Annotated in this window: 19 protein-coding genes; all 19 read left to right on the forward strand. The window is 33.0% G+C overall.

Going from position 1 to position 21839, the window contains the following annotated elements:
* Positions 1–27: 27 nt before the first annotated feature.
* The 19 genes from ACP7AT_RS06170 to ACP7AT_RS06260 all read left to right on the forward strand — a co-directional run bounded on the left by ACP7AT_RS06170 (position 28) and on the right by ACP7AT_RS06260 (position 21839).
* The gene (locus tag ACP7AT_RS06170) at positions 28–1311 is read left to right on the forward strand and encodes a nucleotide sugar dehydrogenase (protein ID WP_426063456.1); all 1284 of its coding nucleotides are present in this window, start codon (positions 28–30) and stop codon (positions 1309–1311) included.
* A gap of 41 nt (positions 1312–1352) precedes the next feature.
* Positions 1353–2360, forward strand: a complete 1008-nt coding sequence (locus ACP7AT_RS06175; RefSeq protein ID WP_426063457.1) for a mannose-1-phosphate guanylyltransferase — start codon at positions 1353–1355, stop codon at positions 2358–2360.
* Positions 2361–3320: a GDP-L-fucose synthase family protein gene (locus tag ACP7AT_RS06180; RefSeq protein WP_426063458.1), complete on the forward strand. Its 960-nt coding sequence runs from the start codon at positions 2361–2363 to the stop codon at positions 3318–3320.
* A gap of 50 nt (positions 3321–3370) precedes the next feature.
* The gene (gene gmd / locus ACP7AT_RS06185; protein ID WP_426063459.1) at positions 3371–4546 is read left to right on the forward strand and encodes a GDP-mannose 4,6-dehydratase; all 1176 of its coding nucleotides are present in this window, start codon (positions 3371–3373) and stop codon (positions 4544–4546) included.
* A 230-nt stretch (positions 4547–4776) separates the two neighbouring features.
* Positions 4777–5808 (forward strand): polysaccharide biosynthesis protein, encoded by a 1032-nt coding sequence (locus ACP7AT_RS06190; RefSeq protein WP_426063460.1) that lies wholly within the window; start codon positions 4777–4779, stop codon positions 5806–5808.
* A gap of 25 nt (positions 5809–5833) precedes the next feature.
* The gene (locus ACP7AT_RS06195; RefSeq protein ID WP_426063461.1) at positions 5834–6244 is read left to right on the forward strand and encodes a WxcM-like domain-containing protein; all 411 of its coding nucleotides are present in this window, start codon (positions 5834–5836) and stop codon (positions 6242–6244) included.
* A 3-nt stretch (positions 6245–6247) separates the two neighbouring features.
* Positions 6248–7366 (forward strand): NAD-dependent epimerase/dehydratase family protein, encoded by a 1119-nt coding sequence (locus ACP7AT_RS06200; RefSeq protein WP_426063462.1) that lies wholly within the window; start codon positions 6248–6250, stop codon positions 7364–7366.
* A 34-nt stretch (positions 7367–7400) separates the two neighbouring features.
* Positions 7401–8543 (forward strand): non-hydrolyzing UDP-N-acetylglucosamine 2-epimerase, encoded by a 1143-nt coding sequence (gene wecB, locus ACP7AT_RS06205; protein ID WP_426063463.1) that lies wholly within the window; start codon positions 7401–7403, stop codon positions 8541–8543.
* Between the two features lie 22 nt (positions 8544–8565).
* Positions 8566–9777 carry a glycosyltransferase gene (locus tag ACP7AT_RS06210; protein ID WP_426063464.1) on the forward strand — a complete coding sequence of 404 codons (1212 nt, stop codon included), beginning with the start codon at positions 8566–8568 and terminating at the stop codon, positions 9775–9777.
* Complete coding sequence (locus ACP7AT_RS06215; protein WP_426063465.1) at positions 9774–10892, forward strand: EpsG family protein; 1119 nt, start codon at positions 9774–9776, stop codon at positions 10890–10892. The genes ACP7AT_RS06210 and ACP7AT_RS06215 overlap by 4 nt, the downstream gene beginning before the upstream one ends.
* 7 nt (positions 10893–10899) lie before the next feature.
* Entirely contained in the window at positions 10900–12033 is a 1134-nt protein-coding gene (locus tag ACP7AT_RS06220) for a hypothetical protein (RefSeq protein ID WP_426063466.1), read from the forward strand.
* A gap of 3 nt (positions 12034–12036) precedes the next feature.
* Positions 12037–13050 carry a hypothetical protein gene (locus ACP7AT_RS06225; protein ID WP_426063467.1) on the forward strand — a complete coding sequence of 338 codons (1014 nt, stop codon included), beginning with the start codon at positions 12037–12039 and terminating at the stop codon, positions 13048–13050.
* A complete protein-coding gene (locus ACP7AT_RS06230) occupies positions 13040–14089 on the forward strand; it encodes an acyltransferase family protein (RefSeq protein WP_426063468.1) in 1050 nt (349 codons plus the stop codon). The genes ACP7AT_RS06225 and ACP7AT_RS06230 overlap by 11 nt, the downstream gene beginning before the upstream one ends.
* Entirely contained in the window at positions 14082–15599 is a 1518-nt protein-coding gene (locus tag ACP7AT_RS06235; protein WP_426063469.1) for a lipopolysaccharide biosynthesis protein, read from the forward strand. The genes ACP7AT_RS06230 and ACP7AT_RS06235 overlap by 8 nt, the downstream gene beginning before the upstream one ends.
* Positions 15600–15785: 186 nt before the next feature.
* Complete coding sequence (locus ACP7AT_RS06240) at positions 15786–16280, forward strand: acyltransferase (protein WP_426063470.1); 495 nt, start codon at positions 15786–15788, stop codon at positions 16278–16280.
* A gap of 279 nt (positions 16281–16559) precedes the next feature.
* Entirely contained in the window at positions 16560–17567 is a 1008-nt protein-coding gene (locus ACP7AT_RS06245) for a glycosyltransferase family 2 protein (RefSeq protein WP_426063471.1), read from the forward strand.
* A 3-nt stretch (positions 17568–17570) separates the two neighbouring features.
* Positions 17571–18887, forward strand: a complete 1317-nt coding sequence (locus tag ACP7AT_RS06250; RefSeq protein ID WP_426063472.1) for a hypothetical protein — start codon at positions 17571–17573, stop codon at positions 18885–18887.
* Positions 18888–18922: 35 nt separating this feature from the next.
* A complete protein-coding gene (locus ACP7AT_RS06255) occupies positions 18923–21244 on the forward strand; it encodes a glycosyltransferase family 4 protein (protein WP_426063473.1) in 2322 nt (773 codons plus the stop codon).
* On the forward strand, positions 21237–21839 hold the full coding sequence (locus tag ACP7AT_RS06260; protein ID WP_426063474.1) for a sugar transferase: 603 nt from the start codon (positions 21237–21239) through the stop codon (positions 21837–21839). The genes ACP7AT_RS06255 and ACP7AT_RS06260 overlap by 8 nt, the downstream gene beginning before the upstream one ends.

The following is a 21839-nucleotide window of genomic DNA, read 5'->3' on the forward strand; positions in this document are numbered from 1 at the left end:
TAAAAGTTTTAGGACTATAATTTAAAAATGAATTCCATCAAAAAAATAGCGGTAATTGGTTTGGGTTATGTGGGTTTGCCATTGGCCCGATTGTTTGCGACGCAGCATGCTGTTACCGGATTTGACATTAATCAGTCCCGAGTTGCTTCGTTGCAGTCCGGCACTGATTCCACTTTTGAAGTATCGGACTCAGTTTTACAACAAGTATTGTTACAAGAACCAAGCGATTCTATCGGTTTGTATTGCACCACCGACATAGCTGCGATAGCCAACTGTACTTATTATATAATAACGGTTCCAACTCCTGTCGATAAAAACAATCGTCCAGATTTGACTCCTTTATATAAGTCAAGTGAAACGGTAGGTAAAGTTTTGAAAAAAGGAGATATCGTTATTTATGAATCTACCGTGTATCCTGGAGCGACAGAAGAAGAATGTGTGCCCGTTTTAGAAAAAGTTTCCGGACTGGAATTTAATGTTGACTTTTTTGTCGGGTATTCTCCTGAACGCATTAATCCCGGTGATAAAGAGCATACGGTAGAAAAAATTTTAAAAATAACTTCAGGTTCAACACCGCAAATTGGCCAAAAAGTAGATGCCTTATATAAATCAGTAATCACCGCAGGTACCCATTTGGCACCCTCCATAAAAGTAGCTGAAGCCGCTAAAGTGATTGAAAATTCCCAACGGGATATTAATATTGCTTTTGTCAATGAATTGGCTAAAATATTTAATCTGATGCAAATTGACACCCATGCCGTTTTAGAAGCGGCAGGTACGAAATGGAATTTTCTTCCTTTCAAACCGGGTCTAGTCGGCGGGCACTGCATTGGTGTAGACCCCTATTACTTGGCGCAACGCGCACAAGAATTTGGTTATCATCCAGAAATTATCTTAGCAGGACGTCGATTGAATGACAGTATGGGCGATTATGTGGCTTCACAGATTGTAAAATTAATGATCAAAAAAGGAATTTCAGTAAATGGTGCTACTTTATTGATGCTAGGTATTACTTTTAAAGAAAACTGTCCTGATGTTCGCAACACAAAAATTGTCGATGTCATAACAGCTTTGACCGATTATGGAATTGCTATTACTATTTATGACCCTTTGGCTAATCCTTCAGAAGTACAGCATGAATACCGTTTAATGACCACTGCTATTTTACCAAAGGAAAAATTTGATGCGGTTGTTTTAGGTGTCGCACATCGTGAATTCCTAGCTATCGATTTCTCCAAATTGCAAAATGAGAACAGTTTGTTATACGATGTCAAAGGTATTTTAGGAAAAGTGGCGGATGGAAGGTTGTAAAGTGCAGGTACAAAAGTATAACAGTGTAAGCACACAAAAATATGGAAAATAATCATTCAATCACGCATGTTATTCTTACCGGTGGAGTGGGAAGCCGATTGTGGCCTTTATCCAGAAAAAGCCAACCCAAGCAATATTTAGATTTATTTGAAGGTAAGTCTTTATTTGAAATGACTGTAGAACGCAATCGTACTTTAGTGGATCAGGTTATGGTTGTTGGCAACATTGATAACTGCCATTTGAGCAGACAGGTTTTAGAGAAATCGAATACTTCTTACATTGATATTATAGAATCTACTCCAAGAAATACGGCTGCAGCCATTGCTTTTGCTGCGTTGGCTTCTGATTCGGAGGCCATTTTAATTGTGACGCCATCGGATCATATTATCGATGACATGGAACAGTATAATAAAGCCATTCAGGAGGCCATTGAAAAAGCTTCCAACGGTTTTATTGTCACTTTTGGGATTGTCCCAATTAAACCAGAGACGGGTTATGGCTATATTGAAAGAAAAGGAGACGATGTTGTATCCTTTCGTGAAAAGCCCAATAAAGTTACTGCGACTGATTTTATTTCCAAAGGGAATTTTCTCTGGAACAGTGGGATGTTTTGTTTTAAAGCAGGCGTTTTTTTGGAAGAATTAAAATTGTTTGCTCCTGAAGTATATGAAAAATCAAAAATAGCCTGGGACGCCAATATTGATGGAAATTTAGATTTGGCCTTATCGATGGATATTCCGTCAATCAGTGTTGATTACGCTGTGATGGAGCGTAGTAAGAAGATAAAAGTTGTTCCTTCGACCTTCGTTTGGTCTGATTTGGGTTCTTTCGAATCGGTTTATGATTATTTGGCCGCTACTGGACATGCGGTCGACACAAATGGGAATATGGTCATTGGTACTACTAATTACACTGCTTTTGTAGGGGTAAAAAATACTATTTTTGTTTACACTCAGACCGCTAATTTAATTCTTCAAAAAGAGTGTTCTCAGGATGTAAAAAATGTTTATAGTGCTCTGGAAAAACAAAATTCAGATTTGTTAAATTAAATGATCGTAGTAAACAAAGATTCTAAAATATATATAGCAGGTCATAATGGCATGGTAGGAAGTGCTATTTGGAGAATTTTGACAGCTAAAGGCTATACTAATTTAATGGGAGTTTCAAGTACTGATTTAGATTTAAGAAATCAGCAAGCGGTTTCGGATTTTATTGCTGCCGAAAAACCGGAGGTAATCATTGATGCCGCAGCTCGTGTCGGCGGTATTTGGGCCAACAATGATTATCCCTACCAATTTATTATGGAGAACATGCAGATCCAGAATAATCTAATCGATTCCGCTTTTAAATCCGGAGTTGCGAAGTTTATTTTTTTAGGGAGTTCTTGTATTTATCCAAAATTGGCGCCGCAACCTTTAAAAGAGGAGTACTTGCTAACCGGCACTTTGGAGCTTACGAACGAATGGTATGCCATCGCAAAAATCGCCGGTGTTAAGGCTTGCGAAGCCATTCGCAAACAATTTGGAAAGGATTATGTAAGTTTAATGCCGACAAATTTATACGGTACCCATGACAATTTTGATTTAAATACATCCCATGTTTTACCAGCGATGATTCGCAAATTTCATGAAGCCAAGAAAAACAATCATGCTCCTGTTGCTCTTTGGGGTAGCGGAACACCTATGAGAGAGTTTCTTTTTGTGGATGATATGGCTGCTGCAGTTATTTTTGCTTTGGAAAATAAACTTCCAGAATATTTATACAATGTGGGAACAGGAGAGGATTTGACCATCAGACAGTTGGCCGAAATTATCCAAAAAATAACGGAACATCAAGGAGAAATCATTTGGGATGCCAGTAAACCGGACGGTACTCCAAGAAAGTTAATGGACATAGCTAAAATGCACGCTTTGGGATGGAAACATCAGGTGCGGTTGGAAGAAGGTATACAGAAAACATACAATTGGTTTTTAGAAAATAAAGATCGATTTAAGGAAGTGAAAATGTAAATCGGTGAACGTTTATCGTCCATCGTTGACCGAACACCGAACAAAAAAATATGGATACTAAACAAAAAACAGCATTTATTACCGGAGTAACGGGACAAGACGGAGCATATTTAAGCGAATTTTTACTTAAAAAAGGATATATCGTTCATGGATTAAAAAGACGTTCTTCGTTATTTAACACCGATCGTATTGATCATTTGTATCAAGATCCGCATGTAGACCACCGTAATTTCTTTTTGCATTATGGGGACATGACCGATGGGACCAATTTAATTCGTTTGATTCAGGAAATTCAGCCTGATGAAATTTATAATTTGGCCGCCATGAGCCATGTAGCGGTTTCTTTTGAAACACCGGAGTATACTGGAAATGCAGATGGACTGGGAACATTACGTATTTTGGATGCGGTTCGTTTATTAGGATTAGAAAAAAAGACACGTATTTATCAGGCCTCGACTTCTGAATTATATGGTAAAGTACAAGAAGTACCGCAATCCGAAACGACTCCTTTTTACCCACGTTCACCATATGCAGTAGCCAAGATGTATGCTTTTTGGATTACCGTAAATTACAGAGAAGCTTACGGAATGTATGCCTGTAACGGTATTTCGTTTAATCATGAATCGCCAATACGTGGGGAAACTTTCGTAACTCGTAAAATTACTAGAGCGACTTCTAGAATCGCTTTAGGTTTACAAGATAAATTATACTTAGGAAACTTGGATGCGAAACGTGATTGGGGTCATGCTAAAGATTATGTTCGTATGATGTGGATGATTTTACAAGCTGATGAAGCTGAGGATTGGGTAATTGCAACAGGTAAAACTACACCCGTACGCGATTTTGTAAAGATGAGTTTTGCAGAAACAGGAATTACACTTCGTTTTGAAGGGGAAGGAGTAAATGAAGTAGGGATTATTGACAGTATTGATGTTGAGAAATATTATAGTATTGTTAATCCCAGCAACGAAGGACGAACAACGACCACTGACCAACTTCCGCAGATTGGAAAAGAAGTATTAGCGGTAGATCCTAAATATTTTAGGCCTACTGAGGTAGATTTGTTAATTGGTGATCCTACCAAAGCCCGAACTAAATTGGGATGGAAATGTAAATATGATTTGCCAGCCTTAGTTAAGGACATGATGCAATCTGATTTGAAATTGATGCAGAAAGACCAGTATTTAAAAGATGGAGGGTTTAAAACGTTGAATTATTTTGAGTAATGAAAAGTTTAATTGATTAAGAGAAGTTCAACTTGTTTATAAAAATTTTGCTAATATCAGTCAAAATACTATTTAATTAAAAAATGATGTAGTGTAGTAATTTATTTTTGATTGAAAAATCAATCCTGACAGTAATAAGTCAACAAATATTTTTGTTGTTTTGAAAGAGAGGGTAAAAATTCTGATCTAAATTTATTAAAAAAAAATACATAAATTTTAAACAATCCAATATGTTAAAAGATAAAATTTTAATGATCACTGGAGGCACTGGGTCCTTTGGAAATGCGGTATTAAATCGTTTTTTATTTACGGATCATTTTAAAGAAATCCGAATTTTTTCTCGTGATGAAAAAAAACAGGATGATATGCGCAACCAATTAAAAAATGATAAACTCAAGTTTTATATTGGCGATGTACGTGATTATACAAGTATAGAAAGAGCGATGCGTGGAGTGGATTATGTATTTCATGCAGCTGCCCTAAAGCAAGTTCCTTCCTGTGAGTTTTTTCCATTGGAAGCGACAAAAACAAATGTGTTTGGAACCCAGAATGTCATTGATGCCGCTTCAGCCAATAAAGTAAAAAAAGTAATTTGCTTAAGCACCGACAAAGCGGCCTATCCGATTAATGCGATGGGAATTTCTAAAGCCTTAATGGAAAAAGTGGCAATCGCAGCATCGAGAAATACTACTGATACCACGGTTTGTTTAACCCGTTACGGAAATGTAATGGCATCCAGAGGCTCGGTTATTCCGTTGTTTTTAAAACAAATTCAGGAAGGTAAAACCATCACGATCACGGATCCTAAGATGACTCGTTTCCTCATGTCTTTAGAGGAGGCGGTAGAGTTGGTTTTGTTTGCTTTTGAGCATGGTAATGCCGGAGATTTATTTGTCAACAAAGCACCGGCAGGAACAATCGGGGACTTAGCACAAGCATTAAAAGAACTATGTAATGCCAAAAATGAAATAAAAATAATCGGAACACGTCATGGGGAGAAATTATATGAAACATTGTGTACTCGTGAAGAAATGGTAAAAGCACAAGATATGGGCGATTTCTATAGAATTCCGGCAGACAACCGCGATTTGAATTATGCTCAATATTTTTCGGAGGGAGAACAGGACGTTTCTATAATTGAAGATTATCATTCTCACAATACAGAACAGTTGGGCGTTGAAGGAATGAAAAAATTATTAATAAATCTGCCACTAATTAAGAAAGAGGTTTTTGGAGAAAATGTGGCTCAAATGCCAGGGTAATTCTAAAGATAAAATGATTCCAGAAATGACAAAAAGTGGTAGTCATATCGATTCTAGAGGAACGCTGTTTTATAATAATGATTTCAATCTCTCGGCAATCAAAAGAATGTATGCAATAGAAAATCACAACATTGATTTTGTTCGGGCCTGGCAAGGACATCAAATTGAACAGCGATGGTTTTCGGTTATGTATGGTTCTTTTAGAATCCAGTTGATTGCGATTGACCATTGGGATAATCCTTCCAAAGATCTGGAGCGGTTAGTTTTTATATTAAATGCAAAAAAACTTGATGTGCTTCACATTCCTCCAGGATATGTGAGCAGTATTCAGTCGCTGGAACCAGATTCAAAATTGTTGGTGCTTGCGGATTATTCATTAGGAGAAGTAAAAGACGAATTCCGATTTGAGTCGGATTACTTTCAGGAAAAAAAGTAAATTATGTTAAAAGTAGGAATTACTGGTCAGGCCGGATTTGTAGGTACGCATTTGTACAATACTTTAGGGTTATTTCCTGAAGAATTTGACAGAGTTGATTTTCAAAAAGAATTTTTTGAAGAGGATAATCAATTAAATGGCTTTGTATCACAATGTGATGTTATAGTTCATTTAGCTGCCATGAATCGGCATAATGACCCGCAAGTAATTTATGATACCAATCTGGGTTTGGTAAAGAAATTGACAAATGCTTTGTCCGCTACAAAGAGTAAAGCACATGTGCTTTTTTCATCGTCTACGCAGGAAGAAAGAGATAATTTGTACGGAAAATCTAAAAAAGAAGGAAGGGAGTTGATGATCAATTGGGCTAAAAAAACAGGTGGTAAATTTACCGGACTGATTATCCCAAATGTTTTTGGCCCTTTCGGACATCCAAATTACAACTCTGTGGTGGCGACGTTCTGCCACAAATTATCTCATAATGAAACGCCAAAAATTGAGGTTGACGGGGAGGTGAAGCTAATTTATGTTGGGGAATTGATAGCCAAAATCCTAAAAGAAATTAGAAGCGGAATAGGAAAAGATGAAGTTTTAGTTGCTCATACATCAGAATCTAAGGTGTCTGGGCTACTTGTTTTATTGGAAAATTACAAAACACATTATCAGGATAAAGGGGAAATACCCACAATCAACAATACCTTTGAATTGAATTTGTTCAATACTTTTCGTTGTTATATGGATATTGCCACCTACTTTCCCGTAAAATTCATCCAGCATATTGATCCCAGAGGTTCATTTGTGGAAGTGATGCGATTGGGAATTGGAGGACAAGTATCTTTCTCAACAACGGTTCCGGGAATTACCAGAGGAAACCATTATCATACGCGTAAAATAGAACGTTTTGCAGTGATAAAAGGAAAAGCATTAATTCAGTTGCGTCGTATAGGAACAGATGAAGTATTGGATTTTTATCTCGATGGAGCGGAACCTGCGTATGTAGACATGCCGATCTGGTATACTCATAATATTAAAAATATTGGAGATGAGGTTTTATATACCAATTTCTGGATCAATGAATTTTATGATCCAACTGATCCGGACACCTATTTTGAAAATGTTTAAATAAAAATGAAATAAAATTTTATCTTCGATATAAATGAAATCAAGACTTAAAGTAATGACCGTTGTCGGAACGCGCCCGGAAATTATACGACTGTCAAGAGTAATGGCCGCTTTAGATGCTTCCGATGCCATAGAACATATCATGGTTCATACAGGTCAAAATTATGATTATGAATTAAATCAAATTTTTTTTGATGACTTAGCCATTCGGAAGCCCGATTTTTTTCTGGATGCCGCCGGAGCCACTGCTACTGAAACTATAGGTCAGATTTTGATAAAGATTGATCCATTATTGGAAAGTGAAAAACCAGATGCTTTTTTAATTTTAGGCGATACGAATAGCTGCTTGTGTGCCATTCCTGCAAAAAAGAGACAGATCCCCATTTTCCACATGGAAGCTGGGAACCGTTGTTTTGACCAAAGAGTTCCTGAAGAAACCAATCGTAAGATTGTGGATCATGTTTCCGATATTAATTTGACCTACAGTGATATTGCCAGAGAATATTTATTGAGAGAAGGTTTGTCCGCTGACAGAATCATTAAAACCGGTTCGCCGATGTTTGAAGTTTTGAATCATTATTTACCTTCTATAGAATCTTCTGACGTTTTGGAAAGATTGGAGCTTCAAGAAGGTAAGTTTTTTGTAGTGTCATCCCATCGGGAAGAAAATATCAATAGTGAGAAAAACTTTCAAGGTTTGATGGATAGCTTAAATTTAATTGCTGAAAAATACAATTATCCAATTATTGTTAGCACACATCCGCGTACTCGTAATATGATAGAAAATAAAAATATTAAAATGCATACGAATGTCCAATTCTTAAAACCTTTAGGATTTAATGATTTTAATGCCTTGCAGATGAAATCTTTTGCGGTTTTATCAGATAGCGGAACCATTTCAGAAGAATCATCTGTTTTAAATTTCAGGGCTTTAAACCTGAGAGATGCCCATGAAAGACCAGAGGCCATGGAAGAAGCTTCGGTAATGATGGTGGGATTGAGTCCGGAAAGAATCATGCAGGGTTTGGTACAATTGCAATACCAAAAAACAGGTGCCGAACGCAATTTCAGATCCGTTGCTGATTATTCGATGCCGAATGTGTCGGAGAAAATGATTCGCATTATTATTAGTTATACTGATTATATTAATCGTGTGGTATGGAGAAAAAACGAATAAAATAGGAAGTTAAAAGAGAATAATGAAAGTCCTAATGATCAATTCGGTTTCCGGTTACGGCAGCACAGGTTCTATCTGTGTGGATATCGCTGGTATGCTCGAAAATCAAGGGCATGAAAGTTACATTGCGTACGGACAATTATCTTCTGCATATAAAAACAGTTTCAAAATAGGGACCGTTTTAGAAAATCATTTACATAATATAGGTTCTCGGATTTTTGGTAAACAAGGGTATTTTACTCATGGCGGAACCAAAAAGTTAGTAAAATTCATAGAAAATTATAATCCAGATGTAATTCATTTACACAATCTGCATGGTAATTATTTAAACCTTAAAATTTTATTTGATTATTTAAAAGAAATACAAAAACCAGTGGTCTGGACGCTTCATGATTGTTGGGCATTTACAGGAAAATGTGCCCATTATACTGATGTGGCTTGTTATAAATGGCAAACCCATTGTAATAATTGTCCTCAGGTTCAAAAATATCCGTCAAGCCTTTTCTTCGACAAGTCTAGTATAATGTTTGATGACAAAAGGGAGTGGTTTACAAGTATCGAAAACATGACCATAATTCCGGTTTCTAATTGGTTGGCAGGTGAAGTAAGTAAATCTTTTTTAAATAAATATCCGATTGTCCCAATTTATAATTGGATTGATTTTGAGGTTTTTAAGCCGTCAGAAAAATCAAAATTCAATAATGAATATGGATTAGATGAAATTAAGTTTTCAATAATTGTAGTTAGTGCGGCATGGCATATCGAAGATGTTAAATGGCAAGATTTATTGGAGTTTGCGGATAAAATTGAAGCAAATACCCAAATAATAGTTATTGGAAAAGTTGATAAACTGGCATTATTACCCAAAAATTGTGTTTCTATTAACTATGTGCATGGTAAAGAAAAGTTAGCGGCTCTTTATAGCTTTGCGGATGCTTATATTCATCTTTCAACAGAAGATACCTTTGGAAAAGTAATTGCGGAAGCACTAAGTTGTGGAACGCCAGCTATTGTATATAATTCAACAGCTTGTCCTGAAATTATAGGCGAAGGCTGTGGTTATGTAGTTGAAAAAAGAAATGTAGACCAAGTTTTAGAAGCAATTAATAAGATTGAAATTAATAAGAAAAAATTCTACTCCGCTAAATGTAGAAAACATGTTATGGATCATTTTAATTATACGATAAATATTAATCAAACTATAGCAGTTTATAAAAATAGGATTGCAATATGATTATTAATTTAATTGTAATATTCCTAATTCTTCTCTTTGGATTCATATACTCTCAAGGATCTAATCAGGATATTAATAGTGGTAGTAACAGAAAAAAATATATTAAGGTAATTTGTTTTATCTTAATACTTCAGTCGGGTTTAAGAAATGTGGCAGTAGGTAGTGATACATATACATACTTTTTATATTTTGAGGATGTTAAGAGAAGTTCCTGGGGGGATATTTATAAAGCTATATTTAATTTTTATGAGCTTGGAGAGGGCAAAGACATAGGATATGTGGCCTTTGAGAAATTAGTACAAGTATTTACGAATGAATATCAAATCTTTCTTTTAGTAATCGCTGTTATTTTTTTCACGGCATTGGGGAATTTTATATACAAAAACACGACAAAATTAAAAGATTCCATAATTGCTTTTGTTATATATTCTGTTTTGTTTTATTCTTTTTTTTCAATTACTGGCCACAGACAGACTTTAGCAACAGCAGGAACATTTTTTGCTTTTGAATTTTTAAAGAGAAAAAGATTGATTCCTTTTGTTGTTATAATTTTGATAGCGTCTACAATTCACAAGTCATGCTTGGTTTTTATTCTTTTGTATTTTTTGTCGTATATCAAAAATATTAAAATTCCTTTTTGGATTGTTTTACTATTATTTCCAATTTTAATGGGGTTTAGTAGTATTATGGCAAAATTTATATCTGTGTTTTTAAATTCATATGAGGAATATGAGCATTTAGAAGAGTATAAACCTGTAACTTTTGTAGTTTTAATGTTGTTTATTGCAGTTTTATCGTTAATTAGGTACAACAAAATAATAGTTTTAGACAAAGGAGTGAAAAACTATTATGCAGGTTTAATGGTAGGGATATTATTTTTATCATTAGTCTTTGAAATTCATGGTTATATGAGGGTAGTTCAATATTTTTCAATTTTTATACTTTTATTAATACCCTTAATATTAAGGTCCTTTGATTCATTTGATAAAAAACACAGAAGTTTCATATATTCAATATCAATAATTATACTTCTTTCTTTTTTTATTAAAGCTAATTTAAATATGGAATATAAGTTTTTTTGGCAGGAAATGAAATTGGAAAAACTTTATGATTAATCACCTTATGAAAGAAATAAAATATATAGGTTTTTATGATTTACCTAATTCTAAATGTAAAAGAGTAAGTGCGCTATCAGCCACAAACAAAATGGATTATATTTGCAATTCGATTAATAATGTAGGTTTTCAAGTACATTTGATTTCGCCTTCTTGGATGGATGATTCTATAAAAAACTTTAAAATTCAAAAAACCTCAACCATCCAATTAAATGATAATAAAAAATTAACATTAGTATCGAGTTTTGGAACTTCCAATAAATTTACAAGAATTGTCAAAATTATTTATTCATTGTTATGGCTGTTTTTCTGGTTAGTAAAGAGTGTTAAAAGGGACGAGAAAATAATTGTGTACCATTCGCCTTGGATATCTTTGCCAATAATTTTGGCTAAAAAGTTGAAAAGATTTAAACTCATCCTTGAAGTCGAGGAGATCTATAGCGATGTGACTTCTTTACACCCTTATTTCGATAAATTAGAAAAAAAAATATTTCAAATAGCTGATTCATTTTTGTTTTCCTCTGATTTATTAGTCAGTAAAATTGGCGATTCTAAAAAAAACATTATTATCTATGGAAATTACAATGTAAATGAAGTGCTAGCACATCCAATAAATGACAACAAAATTCATCTTTTATACGCCGGAATTATAGACAAAGTTAAAGCGGGTGCATTTAACGCCGTAGAAAGCGCACTTTATCTTAACGAAGATTATGTGCTGCATATTATTGGATTTGGGGATGTTAAAACTTTATTAATTAGAATTAACGAAATTAATAAAATATCAAAATGTAAAATAATTTTTGATGGAACATTATCTGGCTCAGATTACATTAAATATTGTCAAAAATGTCATATTGGTCTCAGTACTCAAAAAATGGATGGTAAATATCTTGAAACTTCATTTCCAAGTAAAATTTTATCCTACATGGGTTTGGGACTGCGAGTTGTCTCTTGCGGTGTTGAATGTGTAATGGATTCAAAAATAGGTAATGATATTGTTTTCTATTACAAAGATACAACGCAAGCAATTGCAGAAGCTATAAAGAAAATCAATATAACAACACCAAATAATAATATCAATATTATTAAAAAATTAGATAGAGAATTCATCAGTGATTTAAAAAAACTATTAGAATAAATTATGGACAAAACAATTATAAAACCTTATTTGATTGATATACCTGTATTAATACTTTTTTTTGCAAGACCTAATCCTCTCGGGAAAGTTTTTGAACAAATAAAAATTGCGAGACCGTCAAAATTGTATTTGTATCAGGATGGTGCCCGCGAGAATAGACCTGATGATGTCGAAAATATTAAATTATGTCGTGAAATTGTATCTAAAATTGATTGGGAATGCGAGGTGAAGTACATGTACCAGGAAAAAAATTTTGGATGTGATCCGTCTGAATTTATTTCCCAGCAATGGTTTTTTTCAAATGAAGAGTCGGGAATTGTTTTAGAAGATGATGATGTACCATCACAAAGTTTTTTTCCTTATTGTAAAGAATTGTTGGTAGTTTATAAAAACGATGAACGTATTAATATGATATGCGGTATGAATCAAATGGGGACTTATCATGATACACCATACAGTTATACTTTTTCTAAATCGGGTTCAATTACGGGTTGGGCTTCCTGGCGTAGGGTTTTTAATAAATGGGAAGAACATTATGACTTTCTTAATGATGAATATGCAAAACAAAATATTAAAGGAGTTTTAGATAAAAAGGCGTATAAAAATTTCATTAATAATTGTACTAATCATAAAACAAGCGGTAAAGCGCATTATGAATCTTTATTTGGCTCTGCAGCTATTTTAAACAGCAGATTGAATATAGTGCCTAAATATAATATGATTTCTAATATTGGTATTGATTCTAACGCAACGCATGGGGCTACCTCTATGGATATTCTTCCTAAGGGGATAAAAAAAATATTTTATATGACTCCACAAGAAATTCCTTTTCCTTTAAAACATCCAAAATATGTAATAGAAGATGTTAATTATGAAAAAAAACTAAACAGAATTATGGCTAATGGTTACCCGTTAGTAAAATGGTATCGCTTCTGCGAATCAGTTTTTTACAGGGTAAGAGCAGGAGAGTATAAAAGTATAGTTAATGGAGTTAAAAGAAGACTGAATGCCAGATAAAATAGCGGATAATAAATATGAAGGTTTGAATATTAATTCATCTATGAATGTGGCTAAATGTATTGCTATAATTTCAGTAATAATGGCCCATTCAAGAAATACAGACTATTATTTCTACAGTAATGTAACCGAAAGGATTGGTGCTATTGGCGTAATCACTTTTTTAATTATTGCGGGGTATTATTTTAATGTTGAAAAATATGGAGTTAAATCTTTTTTTAAAAATAAAATCACCTCAATTGTAGTGCCTTGGGTATTCACCGGAACAATATTATTTTTAATTGGTCATAATTTTAATTTTCAGGATTGGATGAAGTGGATTGTTGGCCATGAGACCTATTTGTATTATCTTTCAATGCTGATGCTATGTTATTTATTTTTAAGTTTTTTTAATAAAAAAACATACCTTGTTTTATTTGTTTTACTGAATCTTGCATCACTTTTAGCAACTAGTTTTGGAGTTTTTGACTATCTTTTCTTTAAGTATTTTAAAGTTGTTGAAATTAATAATTATCTTAATGTGTTTAATTGGATTGGATTTTTCTCAATTGGGATTTTATTAAAAAATAATCTAAAAAATATTATGGTATTTCTCAAAAGAAATATCATCATTATAACAGCGACATATATTTTGTCATTGATTATTGGCTTTTATCTTGAACCTGCTTATGCGGGATACTTTTCAAAACTAGCTATTCCTCTTGAATTATTAGGAGTGATTTTTATTTTTTCGCTTTCTACTATTACATGGTTGAATAATAAATTTGTACATAATATAGCAGAATTAACTTTCGCAATATATTTGACACACTTTTTAACTTTTCCCATACGTAAATTTCTAATTCATACGCCAATTATGGAATTTATTAATCCATTTATATTCTTGGGATTTAATTGTGCTTTGCTTTTGATAGGCAGATCCTTTTCTGAAAAAATTAATTTAGAAAATTGGTATTGTTTGTTATTGGGGATTAGAATTGATAAAGTTAAAAAAAATATTAAAAAACTAAACTATAATAATAGTCCTAGCAATGGATAGCTCACGACAAATAAGGCTTGGGGCTTTAATCTCTTATGCTGCAATTGTTCTTAATATCATAATTGGTTTTGTTTATACCCCCTGGATGATTAAACAAATTGGTAAATCTGACTACGGGTTGTATATCTTAGTTACTGCTTTTTTGTCTTATTTTGTAATGGATTTTGGATTAGGTCAGACCATAGCCCGGTTTTTAACAAAATATAAATTAGAAGGTGATTCATTAAAAATTAATCAGATTTTGGGGTTAACTTCAAAATTCTATCTTGTGATTAATGCTTTTATTTTATTGACATTAGTACTTATTTATTTTTTTATTCAGAATATATTTGTTGAACTTAGTTCCTTAGAGATTGATAAATTCAAAATAGTTTTTATAATTGCGGGCGGGTTTAGTTTGTTATCTTTCCCTTTTATGCCGTTGGATGGAGTTCTGATTGCTTACGAACGATTTGTACTATTAAAGATATGTGACGTTATAAGTAAATTAGGGGTTGTTGTTTTTATGATTATAGCCTTAATTTTGGGATACAAGCTTTTTGCCTTAGTTGCTATTAATGCTGCTGTTGGGTTGCTAATAATTGTAATAAAGTTTATTTATTTATCTAAAACTACCAGAATAAAAATCGATTTTAGCTACAAAAGCAAATCATTGTTAAAAGAACTATTTAAATTTTCTTTTTGGATTTCTGTCATTGGTATAGCCCAACGATTATTAATCAATATTGCTCCTTTAATTTTAGGAATATTTTCAGGAACTACTCAAATTGCTATTTTTTCAATTGGTATTATTATTGAAGGCTATACATGGACTTTTGCTCATGCTTTAAACGGTTTGTTTTTGCCAAAAGTTTCCCGTTTGGATACAGAAGAGAATAACCTGCATGAAATTACAAATTTAATGATACGTGTGGGCAGAATTCAATTGGTTCTGATGGGCTTATTAATGATTGGATTAATTACTCTAGGTAAGGAATTTATACAACTTTGGATGGGAAATGATTTTAAAGAATCATATTATATTTTTGTTTTACTCATAGCGCCAGGTTTTATTACTTTAACACAGGAAATAGCCTATACCTATCTTTTTGTTAAAAATGAATTGAAATACAGAGCAATAATGTTTGTTACCGCAGCACTTTTAAGTGTAGTAGTTTCTGTTGTTTTAGCACCTCATTATGGTGCTTTTGGTTGTGCTATTGGGATATTTACCGCAACAATGTTATGTCATGTTGTAGGAATGAATTATATATACTGGAAAGTAATAAAATTAGAAATACCGAGATTTTTTAAAGAATGTTTTTTGAACATGTTAATCCCGTTATTTTTAACTTTTATTTTTGGATTTGGATTAAACTATTTTTTTATAGCGAATAACTTTTTCTTGTTTGGTAGTAAAATTATTCTATTGACTTTTTTCTACGGTATTATGATGTGGCTTGTGGCACTAAGAATGGATGAAAAGCAATTGATAAAAGAAATCTTAACTCGTTTTAATCCATTTGTATAATGGATTATGATAAGTAAATTAAAAAATATCGTCAAAAATTCATCATCCATTTGGAAATTATGATGTTTTTTAAGTTTGAAATTATTTGGAAATAATAAAGTGAGGATTAAGGGTAATAATAATTTTTATGCAACTACTGCTCTTCTAAAAAAGGCAGACATATAAGTTTTCGGAAATAATAATTGTTTGTACATTAATGAAGGCGTCCGATTTGAGGGTATTATTAAAATTTACGGGAACAACAACACAATTGAAATTCATAAAAATTGTGTTATAAAAGGAGCGAAATTTTGGATAGAAGATGATAAGAACAAAATTGAGATGGGTAGTTACAGTACAGTTGAAGAAAACGCAGAATTTGCAACAATCGAAGGTTGCAATATAATTATAGGTGAGGATTGTATGATCTCAAGTGAAGTTACTATAAGAACAGGGGATAGTCATTCTATTCTAAACAATGAAGGAATTAGAATTAATAGCTCTCAAAATATTAAAGTAGGAAATCATGTCTGGATTGGAAATAAAGCAGTTTTAACTAAAGGTTCATTGGTTTCTGATAATTCAATAGTTGGTTCAGGTGCATTGGTAAACAAAGTATTTGAGATTAAAAATTGTATTATTGCAGGTGTTTTAGCGAAAGTATTCAAAGAGCAAATTTCCTGGTTAAGAGAAAGAATTTAGTTTGTTTCTTTTGAAATGACATGTTTAAATAAAAATTAAACATTAATGAAACAAAAATTTCTGGTAATTAGTAGTAATGTATGGGATGATACGAATGTTAATTCCTTATACAATTTGTTTCAGAACTGGAAACAAGATGAAATTGCCAATTTATACTGTAGAGATGAAATTCCAAATAATAGAATTTGCTCTAATTATTTTTAGAGTTGTTCAATTAAAGTTAGGATGTGAAAATAATAGCTAAGGTATTAATCACATTTTACGTAAATATAAATAAATATGAATCCGTTAATAAGTGTTATCATTCCGGTTTATAAGGTAGAAGCCTATTTGCACCAATGTGTGGAAAGTGTTTTGAACCAAATCTACCAAAATCTTGAAATAATTTTGGTTGATGATGGATCACCAGATAATTGTCCAACTATATGTGATGAATTTACTTATAAAGACAATCGGGTAAAAGTGATTCATAAAAAAAACGGAGGTGCATCAGATGCTCGTAATTTTGGATTAAAAGCCTCTAATGGGGAATATATACTTTTTTTGGATAGTGATGATTACTGGGTTGACACCAATTTGGTTAATAAATTAATCGAAACTGTAAACAAAAATAAAAGAGTAGATATTATATTTTTTGGAAGACTTACTTTTTATGAAAACAATCCGACTAAAATTATAAAAGATAAAGAATTTGATTTAAAAAAAATAGATAATAAAAGTAAAACAGAAGTTCTCTCGTATTTTATTGGAGAGGGACGGTTTATAATTAGTGCTTATCAGAGATTAATAAGGAAATCAATATTAATTGAGAATGCTATTTTTTTTGAAAAAGGATTAGTTGGAGAAGATATTGATTGGAATTTCAAATTAATGTTATCCGCAAAACATTTTTTCGCAATCAACAATTTATATTATGCCTATCGCGTAAGAGAAGGGTCAGTAACTGCAACTTTTGGTTATAAAAATGCAAAAGATTTATTACATATCATTACCAAATGGGCGAATTATTTTTCGTTAAACAATATAGATGGTCGACAAAAATACTTGTTGTTAGGTTATTGTGCCTATCAATATGGAATCTTAATGGGGGCAGTAAAGTCATTGAAAAAAAAAATGGAAAGAGAAGAGATCGAAAAGGGGATGAGTTCGTTAACATGGCTCTTAGAGTACAATGTTAACTACAAGACTAATCAAGTTTCGAAATTATATAAGATGTTTGGTTTCAATATAACTTCTCATATATTAAATTTTTATATTTATCTAAATAAAAAAGGTTTTAGATACTAATTAATGGACAAACAAATAAAAATTTTAATTATTTCGAGCACTCCTTGGGATGATAATAATAGTTTTGGCAGCAGTTTTTCTAATATTTTTGGAGGCAACCCCAATTATGAAATTGCCAATATTTATTGCCTGTTTGGCCTCCCCAACACAAAAGTGGCAAAACATTTTTTTCAGATTACCGAAAAAGGAATAGTAAGGACTTTATTGGGAAAGCAAAAGTTTTCGGGGAAACAGATTTTTACTTCGGTGAATGAAAATTTTCCGGACACCATGCTTTCTAATAGTGAGATGAAATTTGTTAATAAATTAAAGATACTTCGTTGGCAAATATTTTTTTGGATTCGTGACCTAGTTTGGAGCACCGGGAAATGGAAATCGAAACCTTTGGATGATTTTATAACAAATTTTCAGCCAGATTTAATTTTCTTACCAATATATTATTCTACTTATATGAATACTATTGGGTTATATGCTCAAATGAAGGCAGGAGTCAAAATGGTGGGTTATATCTCGGATGATTGCTATACGCTTAAACATTTTTCTTTATCTCCCTTATTTTGGATAGATCGTTTTATAAAAAGAGCATATGTGAAAAAAGCTATTGACCAGTGTGAAATATTATACACCATTACGGAAACTCAAAAAAACGAGTACAATGCAATTTTCGGTAATAAGTGTAAAGTTTTATTTAAAGGAGGTGATTTTGATGATTTTTCTCATCAAAAAAAGATATTAAATCATCCAATTAAAATAATATATACAGGTAATTTAGGAATGGGTAGATGGAAATCACTTGCTAAAATTGGGGAAGCCTTACAGCTTATTAATTGTGATGGTCTAATAGCACAGCTCTATATTTATTCACAAACACATTTATCGGCTTCTGCTATGGAAAAATTGAAGTTGATTGATGCCATTTGTTTTATGGGAGGTATTCCTTCTACAAAAGTTAAGGATGTACAGCGGGATTCGGACATCCTGGTCCATGTAGAGTCATTTAAACTCTCAGAAAGAAATAGTGCTAGATTATCTTTCTCAACAAAGATTGTCGATTATCTGGAAGCCGGACGATGTATAGTTGCTGTAGGTTGGGAAAAAACGGGTGCAATAGAATATCTAATGGAAAACGATGTGGCAATTGTGATTACAGATGTGAATCAGATTTATAATCAGTTAAACAATCTTATTGGTAACAAACAGCTGATATTTGATTATGCAATTAGGGGTTTTGAATTAGGAAAGAAAAATCATCAGTTCGAAAAAATTAGAAATGGTTTATATAATGATTTAGTATTTGTTGCAACTTCAAATAATATGTAATTTTTAATTTTGTTTCAAAATTGAAACTTTACTAAATGAAAAAAAAACTCATCCGCATCACTACCGTTCCAATTTCATTAGAAATCTTATTGGAAAACCAATTGCGCTTTATGAATCAGCACTACGTTGTAGTGGGTGTATCTTCAGATAAAGAGTATTTAAAGCAAGTTGGACATTTAGAAGATATTGAAGTATACGATGTCGAAATGACCCGTAGAATCACCCCATTGCTGGACGTAAAAGCGGTGTGGCGATTGTACAGATATTTCAAAAAAGAAAAACCGTTTATCGTTCATACCCATACACCTAAAGCAGGTACTCTTGGAATGATTGCGGCTAAATTAGCGGGTGTGCCTAATCGGTTACATACCATTGCAGGATTACCTTTGTTAGAAACTACCGGATTTAAACGTGTAATATTGAATTTGGTTGAGAAAATAACTTATGCTTGCGCAACAAGAATTTATCCTAATTCTTTCGGTTTAAAAGAGATTGTAATTCAGGAAAGATTTTGCAAACCGGAAAAACTAAAAGTAATTGGAAACGGGAGTTCAAACGGTATAAATACGGCCTATTTTGATTCAGAAATTTTTTCTAATAACGAGAATAAATCTTTAAAAAGTCATTTAGGAATAAGTCCGGAGGATTTTGTTTTTATTTTCGTTGGACGGCTGGTAGGCGACAAGGGCATCAATGAATTAATACGGGCATTCAAAAAACTTTCTGCAGAAAATACAACGGTCAAGTTGTTATTGGTAGGTCCCTTAGAATCAGGATTAGATCCATTGGCTCCAGAAACCTTAAAAGAAATTGCCGTCAATAGACATATTATATCCGTTGGTTTTCAGAATGATGTCAGACCCTATTTTGCTATTTCAAATGTATTAGTTTTCCCTAGTTACCGCGAAGGGTTTCCCAATGTGGTGATGCAGGCCGGAGCCATGGGTTTGCCGAGCATTGTAACTGATATTAATGGTTGTAATGAAATCATCATCGAGGGCAAAAACGGTATTATCATTCCTGTTAAAGATGGCATTGCTGTTTATAAAGCGATGAAAAAAATGGTGAGAGAGTTTGATTTCAGAAATCAATTGCAACAAAATACCCGCCGTATGATTGTTTCCCGATACGAACAACAAATGGTTTGGGATGCTATTTTGGCAGAGTATAAAAATCTAGAAGTTACACTGTCTAATGAAAAGATAAAAAATAAACTCATCCGCACTTCCACCGTGGCTGTTTCTTTAGATTATTTGCTTAAAGGCCAATTGTCTTTTTTGCAAAACAACTATGAAGTTTTAGCAGTATCTGGAACCGATGAGCATCTGGATGCGGTAGCCAGTAGAGAAGGTGTTAGGGTCAAAGGTCTAAATATGCAGCGAAAAATCAGTATTTTTAAAGATTTGAAATCATTGTGGCAGTTGTATTGGCTATTTAAAAAAGAAAATCCATTAATAGTGCATTCCATAACTCCAAAAGCAGGTTTATTAAGTATGACAGCAGCTTACTTTGCAAAGGTGCCCATTAGAATGCATACGTTTACAGGTCTAATTTTTCCTACGAGAACCGGTTTTAAGCAAAAATTATTAATAGCGATGGATAAATTGTTATGCCAATTTGCTACCAATATATATCCTGAAGGGCAAGGGGTGAAGAATGATTTAATAAAATTTAAAGTCACAACTAAACCATTAAATATCATTGCCAATGGAAATGTAAACGGGATAGATACCGCTTATTTTAATCCGGAAAATTTTTCAGCGCAACAAAATCGAGACTTAAAAAATAGTTTAGGGATACATGCTGAGGACTTTGTTTTTATTTTCGTGGGACGTCTGGTAAGCGACAAAGGCATCAATGAATTGATTAAGGGTTTTAAAAAAGTTTCCTCGGAACGAGAAAGGGTTAAATTGATTTTGGTTGGTCCTCTTGAGTCAGACTTAGATCCATTAAAAAAAGAAACCTTACAAGAAATAATAACTAACAATAAGATCAGATCCGTTGGTTTCCAAAAAGACGTACGGCCCTATCTTGCAATCAGCCACTGTTTAACTTTTCCAAGTTACCGTGAGGGTTTTCCAAATGTTGTAATGCAGGCCGGAGCTATGGGATTGCCGAGTATTGTTACTAATATCAATGGTTGTAATGAAATCATAATTGAAGATGAAAACGGCGCAATTATTCCGGTTAAAGATTCAAATTATCTATATCAGGCAATGCAAAAAATGGCAGATGACATTAATTTTAGAACCAACTTGCAACTAAATGCCCGAGCGATGATCGTTTCCCGCTACAAACAAAAAATGGTTTGGGAAGCTATTTTAGCAGAATATAAAAGATTAGAACAAAATGTATAAACTCTTTTTTAAAAGAATATTGGATTTTATGCTTGCCCTATTTGGATTAGGAGTGTTGAGCCCTTTATTGGTATTTGTTACGATTGCTTTATATTTTGCAAATGAGGGCAAACCATTCTTTTTTCAATTACGTCCGGGATTAAACGGCTCCGTTTTCAAAATTATTAAGTTCAAGACGATGAACGACAAGAAAGATTTAGCCGGAAATCTGCTATCCGATGCCGAAAGGTTGACAAAAATGGGAAGCTTTGTGCGCAAAACCTCTTTGGATGAAATTCCTCAATTATTGAATGTAATTAAAGGAGACATGAGTTTGATTGGACCCAGACCTTTACTGCCCGAATATTTGCCCTTGTACGATATTACGCAACAAAGACGGCATGAAGTAAATCCTGGCATAACTGGATGGGCACAAGTCAATGGTCGTAATGCGATCAGTTGGGAACAAAAATTTAAATATGATATTTGGTACGTGGAACACATCTCTTTTTTTTTAGACTTAAAAATATTTTTTTTAACTATTAAAAAAGTATTAGTCAGAGAAGGAATAAACACAGAAAATACAGCTACGACAGAACGTTTTAATGGAAATTGA

It is taken from the genome of Flavobacterium sp. DSP2-3-1, from assembly GCF_049896865.1.
GTDB lineage: Bacteria > Bacteroidota > Bacteroidia > Flavobacteriales > Flavobacteriaceae > Flavobacterium.